The sequence below is a fragment of the Thalassotalea coralli genome (genome assembly GCF_055786205.1).
Genome location: NZ_JBVVBK010000001.1, coordinates 978,403 through 1,000,144, shown reverse-complemented (window position 1 = coordinate 1,000,144; position 21,742 = coordinate 978,403). Strand labels below are relative to the sequence as shown.

At 40.5% G+C, this 21,742-nt stretch carries 8 protein-coding genes; 1 reads left to right on the top strand and 7 read right to left on the bottom strand.

Annotation, left to right across the window (positions count from 1 at the left end):
* Positions 1-145: 145 nt before the first annotated feature.
* From ACOB80_RS04415 to ACOB80_RS04400, 4 genes are all read right to left on the bottom strand, one after another.
* Positions 146-8,587, bottom strand: coding sequence for a tandem-95 repeat protein (locus ACOB80_RS04415; RefSeq protein ID WP_473164592.1), 8,442 nt, complete (start codon positions 8,585-8,587; stop codon positions 146-148).
* Between the two features lie 7 nt (positions 8,588-8,594).
* A complete protein-coding gene (locus ACOB80_RS04410; RefSeq protein ID WP_473164591.1) occupies positions 8,595-9,425 on the bottom strand; it encodes a sulfotransferase domain-containing protein in 831 nt (276 codons plus the stop codon).
* Between the two features lie 286 nt (positions 9,426-9,711).
* Positions 9,712-12,882: a tandem-95 repeat protein gene (locus ACOB80_RS04405; protein WP_473164590.1), complete on the bottom strand. Its 3,171-nt coding sequence runs from the start codon at positions 12,880-12,882 to the stop codon at positions 9,712-9,714.
* Positions 12,883-13,265: 383 nt separating this feature from the next.
* Positions 13,266-14,825 carry a PKD domain-containing protein gene (locus tag ACOB80_RS04400; protein WP_473164589.1) on the bottom strand — a complete coding sequence of 520 codons (1,560 nt, stop codon included), beginning with the start codon at positions 14,823-14,825 and terminating at the stop codon, positions 13,266-13,268.
* Between the two features lie 251 nt (positions 14,826-15,076).
* Between ACOB80_RS04400 and ACOB80_RS04395 the strand changes: the two genes are divergently transcribed.
* Positions 15,077-15,889, top strand: coding sequence for an NBR1-Ig-like domain-containing protein (locus ACOB80_RS04395; RefSeq protein WP_473164588.1), 813 nt, complete (start codon positions 15,077-15,079; stop codon positions 15,887-15,889).
* A 106-nt stretch (positions 15,890-15,995) separates the two neighbouring features.
* On the opposite strand, the gene ACOB80_RS04390 is transcribed toward ACOB80_RS04395, so the two are convergent.
* The 3 genes from ACOB80_RS04390 to ACOB80_RS04380 all read right to left on the bottom strand — a co-directional run bounded on the left by ACOB80_RS04390 (position 15,996) and on the right by ACOB80_RS04380 (position 21,728).
* Positions 15,996-18,347: an alkaline phosphatase D family protein gene (locus tag ACOB80_RS04390; RefSeq protein ID WP_473164587.1), complete on the bottom strand. Its 2,352-nt coding sequence runs from the start codon at positions 18,345-18,347 to the stop codon at positions 15,996-15,998.
* Between the two features lie 62 nt (positions 18,348-18,409).
* Positions 18,410-20,014, bottom strand: a complete 1,605-nt coding sequence (locus tag ACOB80_RS04385) for an FGGY-family carbohydrate kinase (RefSeq protein ID WP_473164586.1) — start codon at positions 20,012-20,014, stop codon at positions 18,410-18,412.
* Positions 20,001-21,728, bottom strand: coding sequence for a glycerol-3-phosphate dehydrogenase/oxidase (locus ACOB80_RS04380; protein ID WP_473164585.1), 1,728 nt, complete (start codon positions 21,726-21,728; stop codon positions 20,001-20,003). The genes ACOB80_RS04385 and ACOB80_RS04380 overlap by 14 nt, the downstream gene beginning before the upstream one ends.
* Positions 21,729-21,742 lie beyond the last annotated feature (14 nt).

The following is a 21,742-nucleotide window of genomic DNA, read 5'->3' as shown; positions in this document are numbered from 1 at the left end:
GGTTAGTACACGAATAACTTAGCAATAATTAACAAGCATTCGATTAAGAGTGCTTTGGTAGTAAATTGAAATAAAAAAGAGCACCTAATGTGCTCTTTTCATATTCAAGGTCTAATTAACTTAAACCTGATTTACTATACACAAACTATCTGCGTGCTTTTAACACTCTTCGCATAGCAACTAAGCTAATAAGCGAAAGCAATATGTATAGTACACCACCAGATTTTCTTTTTGGTGTTGGTGTCGGCTCAGGCTCAACAACTGGCGGCACATAGATTTCAACGCCAACAGAGCCAGGGTCAACAACTGTTGAGTTAGCGACACCATCAGCGTCATTCGGGCCACCATCGACAATTGTTAACTGAACACAGAAGTGACCCTCTGTTAAGCCTTCGGTCCATGTATCGTCTTGTGGTGGCGGACAGAAGCCTAATTCGCCTGGCGCTGAGTGCAGTTTATTCTCAGCATCTTCAACAAAAGTTTGCCATTCGCCATTTTGGAATTTACGGTATTCCGCATCAGCTGGTAAAGCGGTAGTTTGAGGAATGACAATGCTTGTTGCAGTACCAACAGGTAACCCTGATACCTCAAAGTCGTAAACTCCGCCAAAGTGCTCATAAACAACATCTAGTAATAAGTTAGGTTGTGATGAAATATCTTCGTCACTCAAACGAGCGCCGCCCGCAATACTAATTAACGAGAACTCGCTCAGAGCACACCTTACACCTGGCTCACATTCAATCAAGAACTCTTGATTTTCAGTTGCTACCGATGGAAGTACATTGATCATGGAAATGTTATCGAGATAATTAGGTATACCATCATTATCACTATCAGCTAAACCTTCTTCACTATCAACAATGCCATCATTATCAGAATCTTCCGTTTCACTCAACGTAGGTAGCACTTCAGTAATGGTTACAAACACTTCTACAGTATCTGTTGCACCTTCAAGATCTGTCGCTGTAGCTACAATTTTATGAACGCCGACTTCAACATCATTTGCGTCAAAGATCATATCTTCATCGATAGTGGCGACATCCAAAATCGACGCATCAGTATTCGTCCAATCTACTGTGTGAGCATCACCAACGTTTCCATCGGTGATCATTGCTTTCACTGTCACCTCACCATTTTCTTTTGCAAGAATTAGGGCGCTTTCTTGGGCTTGCTCAACCGCAAGCTCAACAATTGGTGCAATGTTTTCTTCAGCTATTGTTAAAACAAACTCAGGTTTAAGACCAAGGTTAATATTACTTTGCGTAGGTGATTCTAAAGATAATACTAGAGACTCAGTTCCCTCAGAGACATTGTCTTGATTAATTGAAACAAGGATCTTACTTTCGATTTCTCCTTGCTCAAATTGAGCAACGTAACTTTCAACGCTAAAGTCGTCATCATTAACGCTACCTGAGTCACTAACAAATACTTCAATAGCTAACGGATATTCTGGCGATTGACCATTGAGTACCACAGGCACTTCTACTTGCGTCCCTTCTGCTGTGATTTTGTCTTTACCGAAAGATACAAGTGGTCGAACATTTACCGTTTGCATCGCAGTGGCTGTATTGCCTTTCTTATCGGTAGCAGACCACTCAACAGTGTGTTTGCCCGGGGCCAACTGTAATTTGCCTTCAGCAAAAGCCACAGATTCAATCGCACAGCAATTAAGACCATCGATGTTATCAGACGTAAAACTAACCAATAATTCTGCTAACTCTTGTTCTGAAATATCACTAGCTACATTGAGCACGTCTTTTTCAGTAACGTCAGTAAACAATGCAACTGAGTCAATTGTGATTTCTGCAGGCGCAGTAATTGTTGGCGCAATTTCATCCTTGTAGTCATCTGGATCTGTAGGATCAGTGCCATCAAGTTGCTCTTGGTAATCACTTACGCCATCACCATCGCTATCAACACCTGCTGAAACATCAATAGAAAAGGCTTCTAGGGCGTCAGAGGCTTTTCCATCAGAAACACTAATCACGATATCTGTGTAAAGCTTTATATTTTCAACTGATGGAGTACCCGATAGCATACCTGTTTCAGCGTTAAAACTTGCCCACTCAGGCTGGTTTTCAATACTAAAAGTTAACACATCATTTTCATCAGCATCTTCAACTGTTGGTGTAAACGTATAAGCTATACCCTCTTCTGCGACGGTAATTGGCTCGCCAGAAATAGCAGGAGCATCGTTAATTGCGATAACGCTAATCGTGACGGTTGCAACATTAGATTTAAGCGATTGTTCATCCTTAACGCTATAGGTAAATGAGTCACTGCCTGTATAGTTTTCATTCGGCGTATAACGAATAATGCCTGCTTCAGTATTTAAAACAGCATTACCATTTGTTGGTTGCGATTCAATGGTTATAGACATCACATTGATTTCACCATCAATATCGCTGTCATTATTAAGTACGGCAAGCTCTTTATCTTTGCTATCTTCGTCAACACTGAAGGCATCGTTTTCAGCTATTGGCGCATCGTTTACTCCAGTAACGGTAACGCTAACACGAGCAATATTGGAAAACAGTCCTTGGTCATCTTTTACTTTATAGGTAAATGAATCACTGCCACTAAAGTTTTCCTCAGGCTTATAGCTAATAACACCTGTCGCAGAATCAAAAGAAGTAACACCATGACTGGCATCAGCCACTATAGAAACTGAAGTTTTATCAAGAGTGCCATCAAGATCACTGTCATTGCTAAGCACATTAATATTGGTTGCTGCTGCATCTTCTGCAATGGTTAGAACATCATCAGCTGCAACTGGGCCATCATTGGCGTCAGTCACACTAATCATTACCGTTGCAGTATTAGATACAAGACCTAATTCATCTTTGACATTATATGTAAATGAATCACTACCACTAAAGTTTTCTTCTGGGGTGTAGCTAATTACCCCCGTTGAAGTATCAATTGCAGTAACACCATGACTTACATCAGTAACAATTGCTATTGACGCTTTGTCTATTGTGCCGTCAACATCAGTGTCATTGCTAAGTACATTAATATTGGTTGCTGCTGCATCTTCTTTAATCGTTAGAACATCATCAGTAGCAACAGGCGCATCATTAGTGCTGCTAACGTTTACTGTCACAGTAGCAGTATTTGAAACAAGGCCTAATTCATCTTTAACACTATAGGTAAACGAATCACTACCACTAAAGTTTGCGTCAGGTGTGTAGCTAATAGTACCTGAATCGTTACTCACTGTTGCGCTACCATTGGCAGGTGAAGAAACGACCGAAATGCTACTGTCATCTAGGGTACCATCGATATCACTATCATTTGCTAACACATTGATTGTGGTGGCTTCAGCATCTTCATCAACCGTTAAAGTATCATTAACTGCTACAGGCGCATCGTTAGAACTTGTCACAGTGATAGAAACTGTTGCAACGTCAGAAACGACACCAGAGTCATCTTTAACAGTATAAGTAAATGAATCGCTGCCATTAAAGTTGGCTTCAGGTGTGTAGCTAATAGTACCTGATTGACTATTAACACTTGCACTACCATTTGACGGCGAAGAAACGATAACAATAGTATTTTTATCGAGCGTGCCATCAACATCACTATCGTTGGCAAGGATATTAATAGCTGTCGCTTCTGCGTCTTCATCTATTGTTAAAGAGTCGTTATTAGCGATTGGTGCGTCATTTTCTTCGGTAACCGTCACTGTTACAGTGGCGATATTAGAGGCAAGATTTAGATCATCTTTCACGCTATAGGTAAAATTATCTGTGCCAGCAAAGTTAGCTTGTGGTGTGTATTCGATAGCGCCTGTCGAATTATTCACGACAGCGTTTCCGTTTGCAGGAGCAGAGACTATAGTAACTCCCGCTTTATTCAGCGTACCATCTATATCTGAATCATTTGACAGTACAATGATAGAAACGCTGGTATCTTCAGCAGTCGTAGCAATATCATTAGTTGCGACAGGTGCGTCATTTTCACTTGATATTGTCAAGTTAACCGTAGCTATATTAGACCACTCACCGTCATCATCTTTAACACGATATCTTAATGAATCACTACCAAAGTAATTCTCGTCTGGCGTATATACAATTCTACCGTTTGCACTTTGAACTTGTGCACTACCTTTACTCGGATTCGACGTTATAACAACTGAACTATTTACTAAAGAACCATCAGAGTCACTATCGTTTGCCAGAACACTAATTGTTTTAGTGTTGTCTTCAACTAGAGAAACACTGTCGTTATTCGCCACAGGTGCGACATTAGATGGCGTTACGGTAACGGTTACCGTAGCCACATTTGATGTAGCTCCTGTTGAATCGTCTATAGTGTAAGTAAAGCTATCAGAACCTGAGAAACCTGCATTGGGCGTGTAGTTAATGGTATTAGTGCCACCGTTAAATACAGCTGTACCATTCGACGCAGCACCAACAACGACAATTGTGGTTGGATCAGGGTTGTCACCACTGTCTACATCAGTATCGTTGGCTGCAACATTAATGGATATAGCACCGCCATCTTGAACAGCCGTAGCACTATCGCTAACTGCCGTAGGCGTATCATTTTGGCCATTGACCGTTATTGAAACACTGGTGGCGATTGACGCATCGCCACTATTGTCTTCTACCGTGTAAGTAAAACTGTCAGCACCTTCATAGTTAAGATCTGGTGTATAAGTAATAACACCAGTACCAGTGTTGACACTTGTTTGACCATTACTTGGTGCTGTTACGACAGTAACAGATGCTGCATTTAACGAACCATCAACATCAGAGTCGTTGGCAAGTACATCCACCATAACGGCATTGTCTTCATTTGTTGTATCAGTATCTGCCGTTGTTGAAGGCGCATCATTTACCGCTGCAACCGTCAAATTAAAGCTAAAGTTTGCCGCACCATTGTCATTAATGTTACCTGCACCATCGGTCACTCTAAAAGCGAAGCTATCACTTGTTGTTTCGCTACCGTCATGATCATAAGTTAACTGGCCAGCATCAATGTTCGCCTGAGTAAAGGTTGCATTATTACTTAACGACGAACCATTGTTTTTCAGCGTACCATTTGATGGCGCGGTAACTAAAGTATAAGTGACATTAGCGGCCACGCTTAAATTGTCGCTAGCACTTAACGCTGTATTGGCAATAACAATACCAGTGTCACCTTCACTTAAACTACGGCCAGCATTTGTATCTACCGTAGGATCTGTAGCATCAATGGTAAAAGACGTTAAAGTCAACGCTGAACTCGCATTACCTGCAGAGTCGGTTACGGTAAGCGTACAGTCTGAATAGGTGCCTGACGACAATGGTGTCGAGTTGTCAGTAGCTGTTAACGTAATAGTATTATTACCAGAACTAACCGCACCTTCATCACCACTGCCACAACTTCCACCAACTGAAAGCGTACCTGCTTCAGTGGTTGAAAATGTCACATCAGGAGTGCTGTCATTACCAGGGGTAGAAACGGCTGTTACCTCAGCAAGTACCGGCGCACTTGCGTCGACAAAAACTGATGTCAAACTACCGACACTATTCAGCGTGGTATTAACATTGTTACCAGCACTGTCTCTAAGTGTGCCTAAATTAGGTAAAATAGCAGCACCTAAAGCAAGACCATCTAAGTCTTGTTCACCTGACTGTACAACATATCTAAATGTTAACGCTGAAGTAGTTGAACCACCCACATATAACGCTGAGCGAGTGTTGCCACCTATGGTAACTTGTAAACTTGGCGTACCGCCTGAGGTATCAACTGTGACGTTCTCGTCAAAGTTAACGATAAAATCTAAGTTAGCACTTTCAGTATAGGTACTGTTAGATGGTACTGAAACAGAAGTTACTGATGGCGCGATATCATCATCAAATGTGGTACCTGTGCTATTATTAACAGCTGACGTTGAGCCCATTTGCGTGCCACTAGCACCCAATGTTAAGTCAGTATCACCATCAACAGTTAAAATAACCGTATCGCCGTCTGTTAATCCGGTGTTGTCATTAAAGAATCCATTAATCGTGTAAGTTTCCGAACCACCGTCAGCGATAGAAATCGATAAGCTTGAAAACGTTATCGTATCATTTACCGCACTATAAACACCTTGAACATTCGTGACGTCAGAGCCATTTAATCGCCAAGTCACCTTATTTCTAGCAGCATCGGTGGCTGTGCCAGTTACATTGACCACGATTTCACTCACCGTCATCGCTAAACCATCAGCGCTGCCGCCATCTGACAATGTAAAGTCGAATAAATCAACGGCTTCACCTACAGAATCTGCGGAGTATGTTAAGCCTACAGGCTCGGAAACCGTTGCTGAAGCAGTTAAATTACCATCACTATCTGGAACAGAAACAGTTACCGTAATATTCTGGCTTGCCGATGTGCCACCGTCACCATCATTAACAGTTAATCTTACGTTTCGAGCACCGGGTGTTGCAGAAGAATTATCGGTATTTTCATAGGTAACGGCTTGCAGCAACGTTTGTACGCGAGCTGTATTGGCATTACTATTAAAGTTAACAACAAAGTCATTACCTGCAGCTACGTTGTTTCCTAGCGTTCCAATAACAGTGCCAGACACTGACACATTACTGCCTGCGGTACTACCGGCTAAGGCGACTGAACCAGAGGTATCAACACTCAATGTGTCTTCCGCTGCATCCTCACCTGAAGTGATGGTTACGGTGACATTACCACCATTGAAGTCAGTCGAGTCGACATCTGATAATGCTACAGCGGTATTTTGATCAAGTACTAACGCACCTGCACCTTGGGCATACGATACTGAATCGCCATCTAGATTAGTGATGGTTGGCACATCGTTATTTGCAGCAACCGTAATGGTAACGTCTTGATTAGCAGACGTAGCGCCATCGCCGTCATCAAGAGTAAATCGGACATTTCTCGAACCAGTGGTTGGTGTATCTGTATCTGAGTTTTGATAAGTGACCGCGCGTGCAAGGGTTTGAATATTACTTGGCGTTGCATTAGACGAGTTAAAATTTACAACAAGGTCATTACCTGCAGCGATATTATTTGCCAAGGTTCCGACAACTGAGCCACCAACACTAACGTTACTCCCTGCTGTTGTTCCGCCAAGTGACACAGTCCCCGTCGTATCTAAACTTAGAATATCTTCTGCGGCATCTTCGCCAGAAGTAATAGTAACGGTTAAACTACCGCCATTAAAATCACTAGAATCGCCATCGGTAATAGTTAAACTCGTACCCTGATCAATAACCTCTTGTGTGTCACTATCTTCAGTATAGGTAAAACTGTCGCCATTTAAATTAGCAAATGACGGAGCAGCATTTGCTGCCCCTGCGTTTTTGATGACGAAGTCATCTATTATTGTTGATACGATATTCCCGCCCCCCTGGCGGGTAATGGTAAAACTGGTAATGTCGGTAAAATTAAGAGTAACAGTTGTAGGAGTACCAACTGGAGCACTAAAAGGTACAGCTGCACCAGAGCTTGGCGTAAAAAGATAGGTATTCCCATAGTTTGCATTTATAAGCAAACTATCAATATCAAACTCCTCTCCGCCAACAAAATCAATTGTCACCGTAGAGACAATATTACTAGCGCTGTAATCAACATAGACGTTATTACCATTTGCATACAATGCTGTTGATAACCCCGAATCGGTAGTTATTCTGAAATCGAAGCCATCAATTTGATAAGACAGTGTAGTGCTAGTTCCAAAAGAAAACCCAGTACTGTCGATTGTTCTGCCTGTGCCATCATTTATCGCTAAAACGCCGGAAAAATCTGCTAGAGCCTTTTCACTAAAAGGCAAGTCACTTTCTATTGTTCCAGTTTGTACTTCTAGTAACCAATCGGCGCTATTAGCGCTATTTCCAGTGAAATCATTTGACGCGGCTACATCAACGTTAGCTTGATTAGCAATAAGCTGAATAAAGTCCTCACCTTTTTCACTCTTGGCTAGCTCACAACCATAGAGCAGTACATCTGCACCATCTTTGAGGCTGTCATTTAAGCTTGACAATACCTGTAAGCGATTTTCAAGTTTAGTCTTATCAATTTGACTATTACCTAGCTGTAACACACCATCAGTGGCATGTGAAACGAGGTGTAGGCTGTCCAATTCAGAATAACGACTAAGAATTGATTCTAATTGCGACAAACCATCTTGTGTCGAGTCAATTTCAACAACATCAACGCCAGGTTTCGCTTGTTGAAAAAATAAGTGCTTGTCTTGAACCCCATTGTCAACAATCACCAACTCTTTTGTTGGAGATAGCGCTTTTAATGTAAGTTCACCAGTATTTTCTTGCTGTTGTTCAAAAGGCGCTTTAGCTGTTTGTATATCTAAATTAGTGGCAAGCTTGTTAGCGACTAATTGCATATCAGCCGCGGAAAAACTTTCAGTTGCTACTGTTGTGCTTTCAGCAGAAGTAACAGAATCGTTTGCCTCGCTTTTAACATGTGCGCGCGCGTTAGCGGTATTAGATACTTCATTTTTTAGATAAGAGGTATCTGCGTTTCCTCGCCTTTGATAACTTCCATAGGCGTGCGCAGTTTGACCTGCAACGCCCATTGGAACCATTACGGCAACAATTGAATTTAATAAATGCTTATTCATTGATGTCCTATTCCGAGTCTTTTGATGGAGCAATAATGTTGGCAGACGTTCCTGTATTGTCTTGCCAAAACGCCATATCGCTGTACTGTTTAAATAAATCTGGAGGTAAAATACTTCTACGCGGGGTAAAAGCAACTTGGCGTTTTACCGTGTGAAGGCCCTTTACGCCTAGGTGTTGATCAAATTCACCTTCTTCGTAATCAACATGATCAAAGTCATGTTCAAACTCTGGCTGTTCGATAAATTGATAAAGAAGTTGCATACAGCGTTTAGGATGCTGCGTAAGTAAATCGTAATCGATTAATAAAAGTTTGTTAGAGTGCTCGCCATAATAAGCCTCTTTTAAAGCTGTCCAAGCGCTGCCAACTGCCCCCATACCACTGACTAATGATTCACAACGCGAATACACGGTTTGCCTACTTTGTGGTGAGAACATCTTGCTGTAATCAAATGGGTTTTTGCGATAAATCACTTCGAAACTATCCATGATCCAAGCAGGATTTCTAACGCAACAAATCACCTTAAAGTCGCTGCCGAATAGTTGCTCTAATTGGTGCAGACGAGCAGTCCAAATGCGATTAGTATCGAAAATAATTTGGTGAGATAGTTTTTCGCGATAATAAGCATCGAAAACCGACTGACAGATATCTTGCCTTTTAGTGTCATCAAAGAAACTAAAAAACTCACTCCCTGCCCCCATTTGCTCTAATAAAGAATTCATTAGTCCAGCTACGGGGCTAGACATAGACGCATGGAATTTAGGGTTTTGTCTCAGGATACCTGAAAGTAACGTAGAACCAGACCTTGGTAAGCCTGAAATAAAATGAAACTTGGTCATTAATACTCTTCATCCTTGATACAGATGTTATGTGTTCAAAAAATTTACACACTGAACAATTTGTATCTTAACTCTTTAAAATAACAGAATTTTTACATAAGTTTTCCTTGATACAGGGACACTTTAACATGTAACAAAAATGCATCAAGAAAAAAGGCGTCATTTGAGCATTTTATTGGTCGGATGTCTAAAAAAGTTACAATTCAGAGACAATTGAGAAACAAAGATAAAAAAGCCAACTCAAAGACTGAGTTGGCTGTAACACGACTAAATAATAGATTTACGCTTAAGAAAAGTTTTGCTGCCTACGAACAGCAAAACACCATATCGCAAGTAGAGTTAACCAAGCCATACTACCACCGCCGCTAGAAGAAGACTCTTTCGGCTGAACTACAGCTGGTGCAGCTGCTACCGTAAAAGTAATCGTACCTTGCACGCTAGCAGTGCCATCACTTACTTCATAAGTAAAAGAGTCTGTTCCTGAGAAACCGGAGTTTGGCGAGTAAGAGTATTCTCCATTTGAAGAAAGAGTTAACGTACCGTTGGTAACATCTTCTACAACGCTATAAGAAAGGCTGTCACCATCGGCATCAGTTGTCGCCATAGTACCGCTTGCTGAGCCATTATGGCTCACGCTTGCAGAGAGTGTTTCTGCTACTGGTGCATCTTGCGTCGCAATAACATTAACAAAAATTTGTTGCTCTGCAGCCGCACCTTCACTGTCTGTTACTACAACGATGAAACTTAATTCGCCAAACACATCAGCATTTGGCTTAAAACTAAATTCGCCTTTACTTGAAACAGTAACGGTAGCATTTGTTACAGAATCTTCTTTAAGTAAGAATGACACTTCCTGACCTTCGACATCAGTTGCAGTCAATTTATCGCTAAACTCACCGTCTTCCATTACTTCAAAGTTAACTTGCTCCACCAATGGCGCATCATTAACAGAGTTAACAATGACTTCAATAACAAAGTCTGCACTTGCACCTTCTTCATCGGTTACAGAGACAGTGACTTGGTCGTTACCAAAGAAGTTAGCGTTCGGTTGGTAAGTTAATTCACCACTTTCAGTAACACTAGCTGTACCATTATTAGGTGCTTGGGACAAAGCATAGTTTATTGAATTTTCCTCAACATCTGTCGCTGTTAACTGTACCGTCGTTTCTATATCTTCAATGGCTTCAACTAAGGTTGATGTCAGTACCGGAGCATCGTTTACTGGCTTTACTTCATAGCTAACCGAGAACTCAGTATAGCCACCATGGGTATCTGTAACGGTTAATGTCGCTTCATCTTTGCCGTTATAATCAACGTCCGGTGTATATTTTAGTAATCCTTCATCCGTTAATTCCAGTGCGCCACTAACCGGTTCTTTTACTATCTCGAAACTGACACTATCGCTTTCCTCATCAATAGCGGTCAACGTAGTTTCAAGAGAGGTATCTTCATCAAGTGACAAGTCTAGGGAATTATGTGTTGGCGCCAAATTAATCATAGTGCGCTGGATAACACCCGCACTGTCTTTTACAACATTAAAAATATTTTTTTCACTTCCAATACTCTTACCATTAGTAGATAAGTCGGTGTTTTCTGAAATAAGTAAGGGGGAATCGGTTGACGATATATCATACAACATAGCTTTTTCACCAAATACCACTAAATAGTTATCGTAGGTGTGCAGCGTTGCCGTATAACTGTCTAAATCAATAGGGAATCGACTTAATAACTCGATATTCGTTACATCTTCAAGATTATATAACGAAATATAGTTTTGTAACTCTATAACCTCTTTAACAAATAATACGCTGTCTTTAGTTAACATATTTCCTTTGTTCAAACTAAATGCCATATCGACTCGATTTACTTCTTCGACGTTACTCAAATCACTAACATCAAAAACAAGCAGTTGACTTTGAGCACCCATTGTAGGCACGAATATATAGTTTTTATAAGGCAGTGGGGTTTGGATGAAGTCAGACCAGTAATGCGGATTTTCAAGTTGAAATTGCCCTCTCTGAGTCAAGTTCAAATCAAAAAACGTAAACTGATTATATTGACGAGACAGAAAGCCATTTTCTAAAGAAATTAACTCACTATCTCTTGCACTAATATTAGTATTACCGAAAGATTCACCTTCATCAATGCCTTGGAGAATGTTACTAAGATTATGTCGTTCAACACGCCCTTGATCCTGTACCAATAGTTCGCTTTCAAAGAACTCAACACCCGTTATTCCGTATCCAGGCTCTAATCTCGATGTGAAAGACGTTTCGTTATTACCTATTGTCCAAACATTAAATGCTCTATCTGCGGCAGATGATACGAGTATATCTTCTCTAATTGTAAAATCTGTCACTTCACCTGAGTGTCGATAACCACCCGATTTAACCAAGTTCAAACTATCATCAATGCTTATCACTTCAATTCCGGCCCACTTTGCGGTTAAAAACAGTTGATTCTCATGACGTATAACATCTGCTAAAAATCCTTCTGAATAATATGAACTTACTTCGTGGATATTATTACTGTTTGATATATCAAACAGGTACAAATTAGATAAGCTTCTTCCAAGCAAAAGGTTATCGTCATATAAGTCAAAGTAACTAGCTTCATGATCTGAAAAATCCTTCACTAATGTAATGTTATTTTCTCTTAACTCAGCAACCTGAAACCCTGAATAAAGATATCCTAAGTATAAAATGCCATTTCGCATTTCCACTGAGTAGTATTCAGCTTTGGCATCTTCAAATGCTAATTGCTGTTCTTGCTCTATTATGCCGTCAAGACTTAGGTTAATCTGGTAAAAAACCGCTTTTTCATCTCTGTTATTTAAAACAGCAATAAGAGAGTTATCACTATAAGTAACTGAAAACCAATCGAACGAAGGTGAGTTATTAGGCCTAGTACCAAAAAATCGAGAGGATATTGTTTTTAATTCGTTTGCTTCTGATAAACGATAGTGTATTACTTCAAAACTAGGATAACTTGCGGCCACCAAGTAAAAATTATTATCGCTACCAAATATTAAATTGGCATCAAGAGAGTGAACATTCAAGGCGTTAGAAAATCGATAATTAAATTTTCCTTCAATAAAGTCTGCGACCACAATGTTGAGTTGGCCATCGGTTAGTACCAGAAACAATAACGAACCTTCGAATGACTTAACATCCTTCACTAAAACTTCATCTAGTGAAGGGTAAAATTGCCTAAAATCAACTTTTTCTTTGATTGTAAACTCGTTATTCGAGTAGTACAAAATATCCACAATGCTTGTTATTCCTCCGCTGCCAGCTCCATCAGAGCCAGTTACAGCAAAGTAGTTACCTAAATTTGCTACTTTGTTATAGGGCTCAGAGCCAAATTTATCTATATTTACTAGGGTAGCTTTTTGTGCCAAGCAATTCATTGAAATAATAGATAGCAGCACTAAAGAGAATAGGCGTACAGCAAACATACAACATCCTTTTTATTGAATAAAACTCTTATGTTTTTTTTGTTTTCTTAAAACAATAGAGAAAAATCTCGGACCAAAGTAATTAGACAATATGACATTATCTAAAGACTGTTTTTAGTTCTTTGATTTCACTCTCTATTATTGCGGGGGTGTTTTTGGGGCAGCAATGTAACAAAAAACCACCAGCGCAACAACTTTTAAACATTCTGTTTACAATATTTTTTGATACTTCGCTTTAGTTTGATAGTTCGCCAAGAAAAAGGCTTGGGTAACTAATTTAGATATATGGATTTGTACACGTAAAAATCGACATTTGCATAACAAAAAGGGTAATAACTATACGATTATTACCCTCTCATCAGCTGATATTTTGCCACTATTAATTACTTTATGATTCGAATTGTCATTGGCTCAGAAAATTCATAATAATCACCTTCAGCGTTAAACGTTGCTTGAACATGGTTCAAATCGACTATCTGTTGACTTACCCATACTCTCTCAGGCTTCAATTCAACATGGGCAGCCCCTGACAAAGCTTTATTGTTGTTTAACGTATCACCATCTCGAACAAATCCACCAACAAAAGACCATTGCTCACAAGAACTAGTATCGTAATTAAAGGTCAGCGAATTAGGCTCAAACCTGATTAACCATCCACTACCTTGTGGAACTAAGCAAAAGCTACCATCATCCAGTTCAACGCGTTGAACCGAAGCGCCACTATTATTATTAACGTACATGGCAGCTCCAGTGGGAACATAAGTTTCGATTTCCGTCATTGTTTGCAGGACATTATCGTAAACATAGGCTTTGTTAGTGCCACCACCTAACACATTTCTACCGCCGACGAGTAATACTTTATTATCTGGCAATGTTGTCGCAACAATCTCATCAAACGGCTCAGGATAAATCGCAGATGAAAACTCCCAAATTTCTTGAACTGAATTGTACATTTCTATCGTATTTGTATGTTGAGCAAATACATTTCCTGGTTCATTAACTCGATGATCCGTGCCAGAAAAAAACACTAATGAGTCATCCGATAATAGAGCTGGCATAGCAAAGTTTCGCATCATATTCATCGAAGGAATTTGAGAAAATTCTAAGGTAGTTGGGTCAAATATCTCACCGTAATGTTTACCATATTCATTCAAGTTTATATCCCACTTTGCGCCATTTTTTATGGCAGTTTGACCATTATCCTGAGAATAAAGCACTACTCGGCCGTCACTTAACAACGTCGTACTTTGTCTACCAAGTGGGTATGGTCTAGCAAACAAAGAATCGCCGACTTCCTGCAAGTTAGCGTCATTTAAATCCAATATAAATGATCGATAAGACGGCTCTAAACAACCATAAACAGCAGTACTCGCCCCTTTAAGCTCGGCGACTAGCTTTTTACAACCACCTGAAATCAATACCTTGCTTTCTGATAGTTGTGTTAAACGTGCCCCATGAATATTGTCCGGCAGTTTTACATCTATTGGCTGGTTAGGCTTTATAGTGACAACGACTTCGTCACTAGCTGTCGCACCATCATTATCGGTCACCGTTAATAGAAATGTGTAAACCTGCTCCTCTGAAATATTTACGTTGTTAAATTGAAAGGAAGCCAATAATGTATCGGCATTAAGTAACTCAATCGCTGATTGGCCTGCAATCGTTGTTGTGTCTTCCCATTTTACCGTTTGAATCGAGCCATCCGAATCAGATGCCTCTCCAGATAATTCGACAGTTAAGTTGGAATAAGCACTTAGCTCAATGTTTTGACTCTCGCCCGCATCAGCTACAGGCGCAGTATTTGAGCTATTAGCATTTGAAGGGTTTGAAGAGCTGTTGCTATTGCCGCCCCCGCTGCCACCGCCACCGCCACCACATGCTGTAGTAAGCATGGCTAAAACCAATACGCATTTAACGTTTCTTACAAGCGTAACTAAATCCACAAATATTTCCTTACTGTTAATATACCTACCTTTAAATCCTTCGAGCAATATCCTTTAGCAATCCAGTAAAAAACACTGTGCTAAAAGTTACTGAAGCATCTAATGCGAAGTAAAATTACGATATCACTGGGAAAAATTGGCATTCAACCGTTTAATTGGCACAGAAACATGTGTCGGACACATATTTATAGCTTGTAAGGCGAAAGTAAAGTAAAGTTAACGTTAACTAAATGGAGATAATTAGTTATTAAATGAATCAGTTAAAAGACGTTATCAATAAAGTAAAAGTAGAGCGAAACATACCACTAAAAACTATTATTGCTGAATGTGAATGTAGTCGTACGCATTTTAATAAGGTTATTTCGGGAGAAAGAAAAGCAAGTGTGGAATTCCAAGAGCTGCTAGCTCATTCTCTTCGCATCGAACCTTCTGCACTAAGTGTGCTTCTAAAACAATCATTTGATCAAAAAAATAGCGAAAATAAGCGAAAAGACTCACCAGTCGAATCAGACAGTTCAGACGACGTCATCCTTCCTTCAGAAAGCAATGCTTACAAACTTTTATCCTTTTGTTTAGCAGCATGCCTCCTTACTATTGGCGTTTATTACGTTGCTAATAAGGCTTTCAGCAACGATCCAGTGAAGAACACTAAAAACATACAATCAAATGTAGATAATAAGATATCGGTAATTGAAGGCGATGCTGCGAAATTTATAAAAGACGTGACAATTCCTGATGGCACAATATTGCCGCAACATTTCGCATTTACAAAAACATGGCGCATAAAAAATACAGGAAATGTTGAATGGACGGACCGATACTTCACACGTATCACCATGCAATCTCCTTATATTTGTTCTTCGACTGATATGGTTAAAATACCAAAAACCTTACCCGGCGAAACAGTTGATATTTCTGTAGACTTTGTTACACAGGAACAAAGTGGCTCTTGTATGGTTAATTGGGTGATAACTGATAAAGAAAAAACAAGATATTTTCCAACATTAAAACCCAAATATTTACTTGTCATGGTGAGCAATATTGACGAGATGAATAAAGGCTAACCTCTTAATTGACCGAGACTCAAACATTTAACAGGGAATGACTTTCACCATTCCCTGTTTAGATTATCCAGTGCCGAATAATCAGTTACCTTCGAATCCCACACACTTAACCAAGTTGTGTTAGCTCACCATCTAAAATTTGGAATTGGTATAAACGTACTTTTTCCAAAAAGCTTTCGGCATCGTTGTAGTAACTGCGAGAAACTAAGTCAATATCGTGGAACTCACTACCAATATTGTGGAAGTTAACAAGCACTTTATCGGCATCAACTTCAACGATTGCCACACCGTGTTCCCACATGCGCGAGAAAACTAAATCATCGCTAATATCCTCACGTTTGGTTGCGGTGCGCACCATTAAATCAAAATAGAAAGGTAAATCAGATAAAGCCTCTGGCACTTCACCTAGTTGCGCAAAGATACTATTCATACCACCTTGTAAGAAAGAGCCAAATGTCCCAGATGATACCGAAGACGTAGTAAAGTTATACGAGCGCAGTCCTGTTGCCTCATTTGGCTTGTGTGCCGTAACATAGCTACTATGTATGTCACCGCCTAAACTGATCACACCAAACTGACTCATCACATTATCAATAAGGCTCGATTTAAAGTGTGGGAAACCATCCCATTGATCGGCTTCTAAATAAAAACGCTGTTTAAGCTGAGCAGGAATTGCATCAGAGCTGAGTACATGTTCAAAAGAACTGAGGCCACTGTCAGCACGATTAGACGATAAATCGAAAATCAGCGGCGAGAAAGTTACCGAACTTCCGAGCATTTTCCATGTGCTATCTGAAGTTGCAAATGTTTGTCCTAGCCAGTTAGTTTGCTCTGCACCGAATGCTTGCTGTGCACTTCCTCCTTGTAATCCTGCAAGGTATTCACGGTATGCAGCATACAAGTCATAAGTGTCTTTAATCACAAAATAACGACTACCGATGAAGTTAAACAATGAAGTTTTGCCTAATGTATAAAATGCTAGGCCTTGCGAAACACCTTCTTCTGGCAGTGCTGGCAATTGCTGAATTGGATGTTCAGCCGGTAAGCTATTTTGCGCACCAACCAAGGCTAGGTTTAAGTAACTGGTCGCTAAGTTGCCTTGAATAACCGAAACAGCTCTTTGTTGCGCTTGAACGAGTGCCTCTTCCTGTGTCATCTCGATTCTCGCCAGCAACTCTTGCATGTACATACCAGTGAAGATTTCGATAAACGCAGACTTGTAAGGAGCAAACATAGCATCATCTATATTAATATATGGCGACATTTGGCTAACAACAGCATCCGCTGCCGCTTGCCCCATACCTGTTGCAAATAAGAAACCTGATAACGTAGCTTGATCAATTTCCACCGTCGCAGGGAATGCATCCTCAGGTACAATATGATCAGGACGGTTAGTCCGAAAATCCGTCATCGCTAAGTGCAAATGCTTACCAAACTTAAAGTCGCGGTAAATTCGCGTATTTGGATATAGGTGTTCTTCACTAATTGGCATTAAGCCATTAGCTAAGCTCGCTTCAGTATGCGGCTGTTCATGATCAATCGGCATATATTCAAAGTAAGCAATCTCAGAATTTTTCTTACGTTGTGTTTGCTTTTCATTACTAGCGCCATCTAAATATGTTGCGTTATCTCCCCAGCTGTCATCGGAAAATTCATGGTCGTCCCAAATTGCGATCAACGGGAAACGCTCATGAACGCGTTGTAACAATTCATCGGTTCGGTAGGTTTTATAAAGCTGCCTATAGTTATCTAAGCTATTTGCTGCTTGGGTTTTACTCTCACCTACGCCTATGGTCAACGCCCCTTCTGTGTCAGTAAACTCGATACTTCTAGAGCCGCCAGTCGCTTGGAATAAAGAGTCACCCGTTGTTTCATAAATGTAGTCCCCTAAGTGTACAACGAAGTCTAAATCGTCATTATCCAGTAAAGATAAGTAATTGTTGAAATAGCGACCGATATAGTCTTGGCAAGACACATAAGCAAATTTTACTTTGGTATCGCTATCAGCAGATGCTGCAGTTTTAGTGCGACCGGTTCTACTCGCGTGATTGTTACCACCCGATTGATAAATAAAACGATAGTAATAATGTTGACCTGGTTCTAAATCCGTTACACGAATTTTCAAACAATGATCAGATTCAGCGACGGCATTAAAGGACTCTTCCACAACTAGGCTACTAAAGCTCTCATCTCCCGAAACCTGTAATATCACAGGAATGTCACCCGTTGCCCCCGTTTCAATTCGCGTCCATAAAATTACCGAATCGGCTCTTGGGTCACCAGAAACCACAGACTGAGGAAAATACTGACTTCCATCTAAAATACTTGGTGAATCAGTACCGGGGTCGACTTCATCATCTTTGCTTGAGGAACTGCCACAACCGACAATACTCGAAGTCACTAGGACACTAGCACTAACAGCCAGCGTTTTCATAAATTTTCGACGGGTATAAATCATTATTTAATCCTTATTTGTATATAGAGCTTGGGGCTCAGCCTGTTGTTATAATTGTTGGTTCATCATTCTGGATAACCAGTAATGTTTTTAATATCTCGATAAATCGGTTTCAATTGACGGTACATTTTTAAGTAAACTTTGCGGTACAACTTATTGTAAAGCTGTACGTTTTCTGCGTTAGGAAAAAATGTATCTGTCACGCTTGTCATGGCGGCCGTAGCCTCTTTGTACGTTTCAAAAAAGCCACCACCTACAGCAGCATTTATCGCGGCGCCTAACCCTGAGGTTTCATAGGTATGAGGGCGATGAGTAGGCAAATTAAAAATATCAGCCGTAAGTTGTAAAGCAGCATCCGACTGAGAGCCACCACCCGACACCATCAACTGGGTAATCTTCGTTTTTTGCCTTTTCTCTAATGTTTCTTTTCCTTCACGTAGTGCATAGGCAAGCCCTTCAAGAATTGAGCGATAAATATGTGCCCTTGTATGAACATCACCAAAGCCAATGATGGCGCCTTTGGCTTCTAAGTTCTTTAAGCCTGGTGACCAGTAAGGCTGAAGCATCAACCCCATTGACCCTGGAGGCACTTGGGCAACAAGTTGATCAAACAAACTTTCAGGAGATACGCCTAAGGCTTCACTTTCGGCGATTTCATTTTGACCAAATTCTTGTTTAAACCAATTCACCATCCAAAAGCCACGGTATATCATCACTTCGCTATTAAAGTTATCTGGGATGGCAGAAGGATATGGCGGAATAAAGGATTGAGGTTCGATATACCGAGTATTGTTGGTATTTATCGTTGCAGTAGTGCCGTAGCTAAGGCTAGCTGTTTCTGGGCTAATACAGCCTGAACCCAACACTTCACATGCTTTATCAGAAGCAGAAGCGAGTACTCTAGTGCCCACTTTAAGGCCCGTCGCATTTGAAGCTTGTTCGGTTATCTCTCCCAACAGTTCACCAGGTTTAACAAGTTCTGGCAGCATTGAGCGCTTAATTGGCAATGCATGCCATTTCCAGTCATGGCGCCCTGCCCATTGCTGCTTTTTATAATCAAACGGTAAATAACCCACGATACTGCCAATAGAATCACGATAGTTACCTGTTAGTTTGTAAGTAAGAAACCCTGACAATAAGAGAAACTTATCAGTTTGTTGCCACAAGTCTGGCTGGTGATGCTTAAACCAGTTTGCTTGCGCTTTTCGACGAAAATAACTAACAGCTTCACTTTGACCGACAAGCTTGAAGGCTGCTCGCCAATACCAAGGCATGGCTTGATTATTTTCACTTAATCGCTGATCTAACCACAATATTGCTGGTCTTAGAGGTTTACCGCTAGCGTCTAAATTAACCACAGTGCCTCGTTGAGTGGTTACGGTAACCGCTGAAATTTTGCTCTTGTAATCATTTTTTATCACTTCATCTTGCTGCCAAAGTAACTGACAGCACTTGGCAAACATTTGCCAAAAGTAATCTACATGTTGCTCTGCCCAGCCTGGGTTTTCAGAAAAATACGGCTCTAACTCAACGCGGCTTTTAGCTACGAGCTCTCCTTTTAAATTAAACAGTAAAGCTCGAACACTCTGCGTCCCATTGTCTATTGTCAATATCAATGTATCGCTGTCATTGTTTGTCTTTTTAGCGCCTTGCATTTCAGAACTTGGCATTTTCACTACCTTTAGTCATTTCAACGGGTAAGCTATAAGACGCTTGCCATAACGCTAGATATCGCTTCACTTCGGTTTGCCATTTTGTTTCTGACCAAGCTAAATCATTTAAACATAACCGCTTAACCTCAAACAAAATGTCCTCTCCCCCATTTGGCAGTAGATTACCTAGCCGTGTTCTTCGAAGCATTAGATCATCTAAGTGGCATACTTGTTCGTATTTAACTGCCCAAACGAGTTCTGCCCAAAGGTGTCTGGTATAACGAATAGGAAGTAATTCTTTTTCTGAGGAGTCAGCAATAAAGCTATCAGTTAATTCACCATAGCAGGCTCGCACTTGGCTCAATGTTTCATCATTAAGATAACTTGCTGATTCCTCTTGGTACGAAGAAAAAATGGGTTGTTTAATTGCGCTGTCGTAAATCTTATTGAGACGATTCGCGCTAGAGTTTTCGTTATCAGCGCAACTAAGTTGCTTGCAGACTAATGCCATCGTTTGTTCGGCGATAAGCCTAAAAGTTGTTAATTTTCCGCCCATAACCGCAATCAAACTATCTTGCTGCTCTATATGATGATCTCGTTTCTCTTTCGATGGCGACGCTTGTTTTTCAGAGGTAATAACAGGCCTAACGCCCGCAAAGGTGGAAATTATGTCTTTTTCTGTAATATTGGCATTTGGAAATTGTTGAGCAACTGCCGCAAGTAAATAATCAAATTCTTCCTGACTAATACGGGCTTCACTCGTTAATTTATGCTTGTGCTCTACGTCAGTCGTTCCAACAACTGTGGTATTAAGCCAAGGGTAAATTTGAACAGGTCTGGCATCTTGCTTATGTCGTAAAGAAACCACACTTGCCACAGGTAAACGCCAATTAGGAATAACAAGGTGACTCCCTCTAAGTGGGCGCATAAAATAATCAGGTCGTTTACTTTTCTCAGTTTTTAGATCAGTAAGTAGTTGATTTGACCAAGCACCGCAGGCATTAATAACCACTTTTGCATTGGTTTGTAATACTTCGCCATCAATATCAATGCTCACTTGATAACTGTCACATTTATCTTGTCTATTTTGCGTAACTTTAGACACTTTTGCGTAATTGATTGCCTGCCCACCTAAATGTAAAGACTCTTGTATTAACCGCAAAACCATGCGCGCATCATCGGTTAATGCATCAGTAAATTGAGTACCACCAAGCAGGTTTTCAGTCTCGACAAAAGGCACTACCCCTTCGTAGTATGCTTTCGGCCAGTATTTATGTTGTTTCGTTCCGGCAATTAAGTCATAACAGTTTAGCAATTGACCGAATAACCAAGGACTAGGAAATGCTTTTTGATAGTGGCTCATCACAAAGCTTTGCTTAGTAATAAGAGGGTAACCTTCTGATAAAAGGCGCTCGCGTTCTATGACAGACTCTTTCGTTAAACGAAACTGCCCTTGCGCCATATAGCGCAGGCCACCATGTACCATTTTTGAAGAACGACTTGAGCTTCCCCAAGCAAAGTCTTTTTGTTCGACCAGTAAGACGTTTAACTTCATTTGACTGGCAAGTTTGAGAATGCCAGCTCCAGTAATACCGCCACCTATGATAATCAAATCCCAGCACTCTTGACGCTTAAGATGATTTATTCGCTGTTCACGACTTTGCGTAAAATGTTCAGACATAGTCGCTGCAACATGTGCTTGGGTTTGATGAGTCTTAGTAAAACTAGTCATGGTTATACTGTCGC

What these genes read in the sequence shown, in the direction of transcription:
- ACOB80_RS04415 (WP_473164592.1), bottom strand. Translation starts at nt 8,587, where the DNA reads ATGAATAAGCATTTATTAAATTCAATTGTTGCCGTAATGGTTCCAATG.
- ACOB80_RS04410 (WP_473164591.1), bottom strand. Translation starts at nt 9,425, where the DNA reads ATGACCAAGTTTCATTTTATTTCAGGCTTACCAAGGTCTGGTTCTACG.
- ACOB80_RS04405 (WP_473164590.1), bottom strand. Translation starts at nt 12,882, where the DNA reads ATGTTTGCTGTACGCCTATTCTCTTTAGTGCTGCTATCTATTATTTCA.
- ACOB80_RS04395 (WP_473164588.1), top strand. Translation starts at nt 15,077, where the DNA reads ATGAATCAGTTAAAAGACGTTATCAATAAAGTAAAAGTAGAGCGAAAC.
- ACOB80_RS04390 (WP_473164587.1), bottom strand. Translation starts at nt 18,347, where the DNA reads ATGATTTATACCCGTCGAAAATTTATGAAAACGCTGGCTGTTAGTGCT.
- ACOB80_RS04385 (WP_473164586.1), bottom strand. Translation starts at nt 20,014, where the DNA reads ATGCCAAGTTCTGAAATGCAAGGCGCTAAAAAGACAAACAATGACAGC.
- ACOB80_RS04380 (WP_473164585.1), bottom strand. Translation starts at nt 21,728, where the DNA reads ATGACTAGTTTTACTAAGACTCATCAAACCCAAGCACATGTTGCAGCG.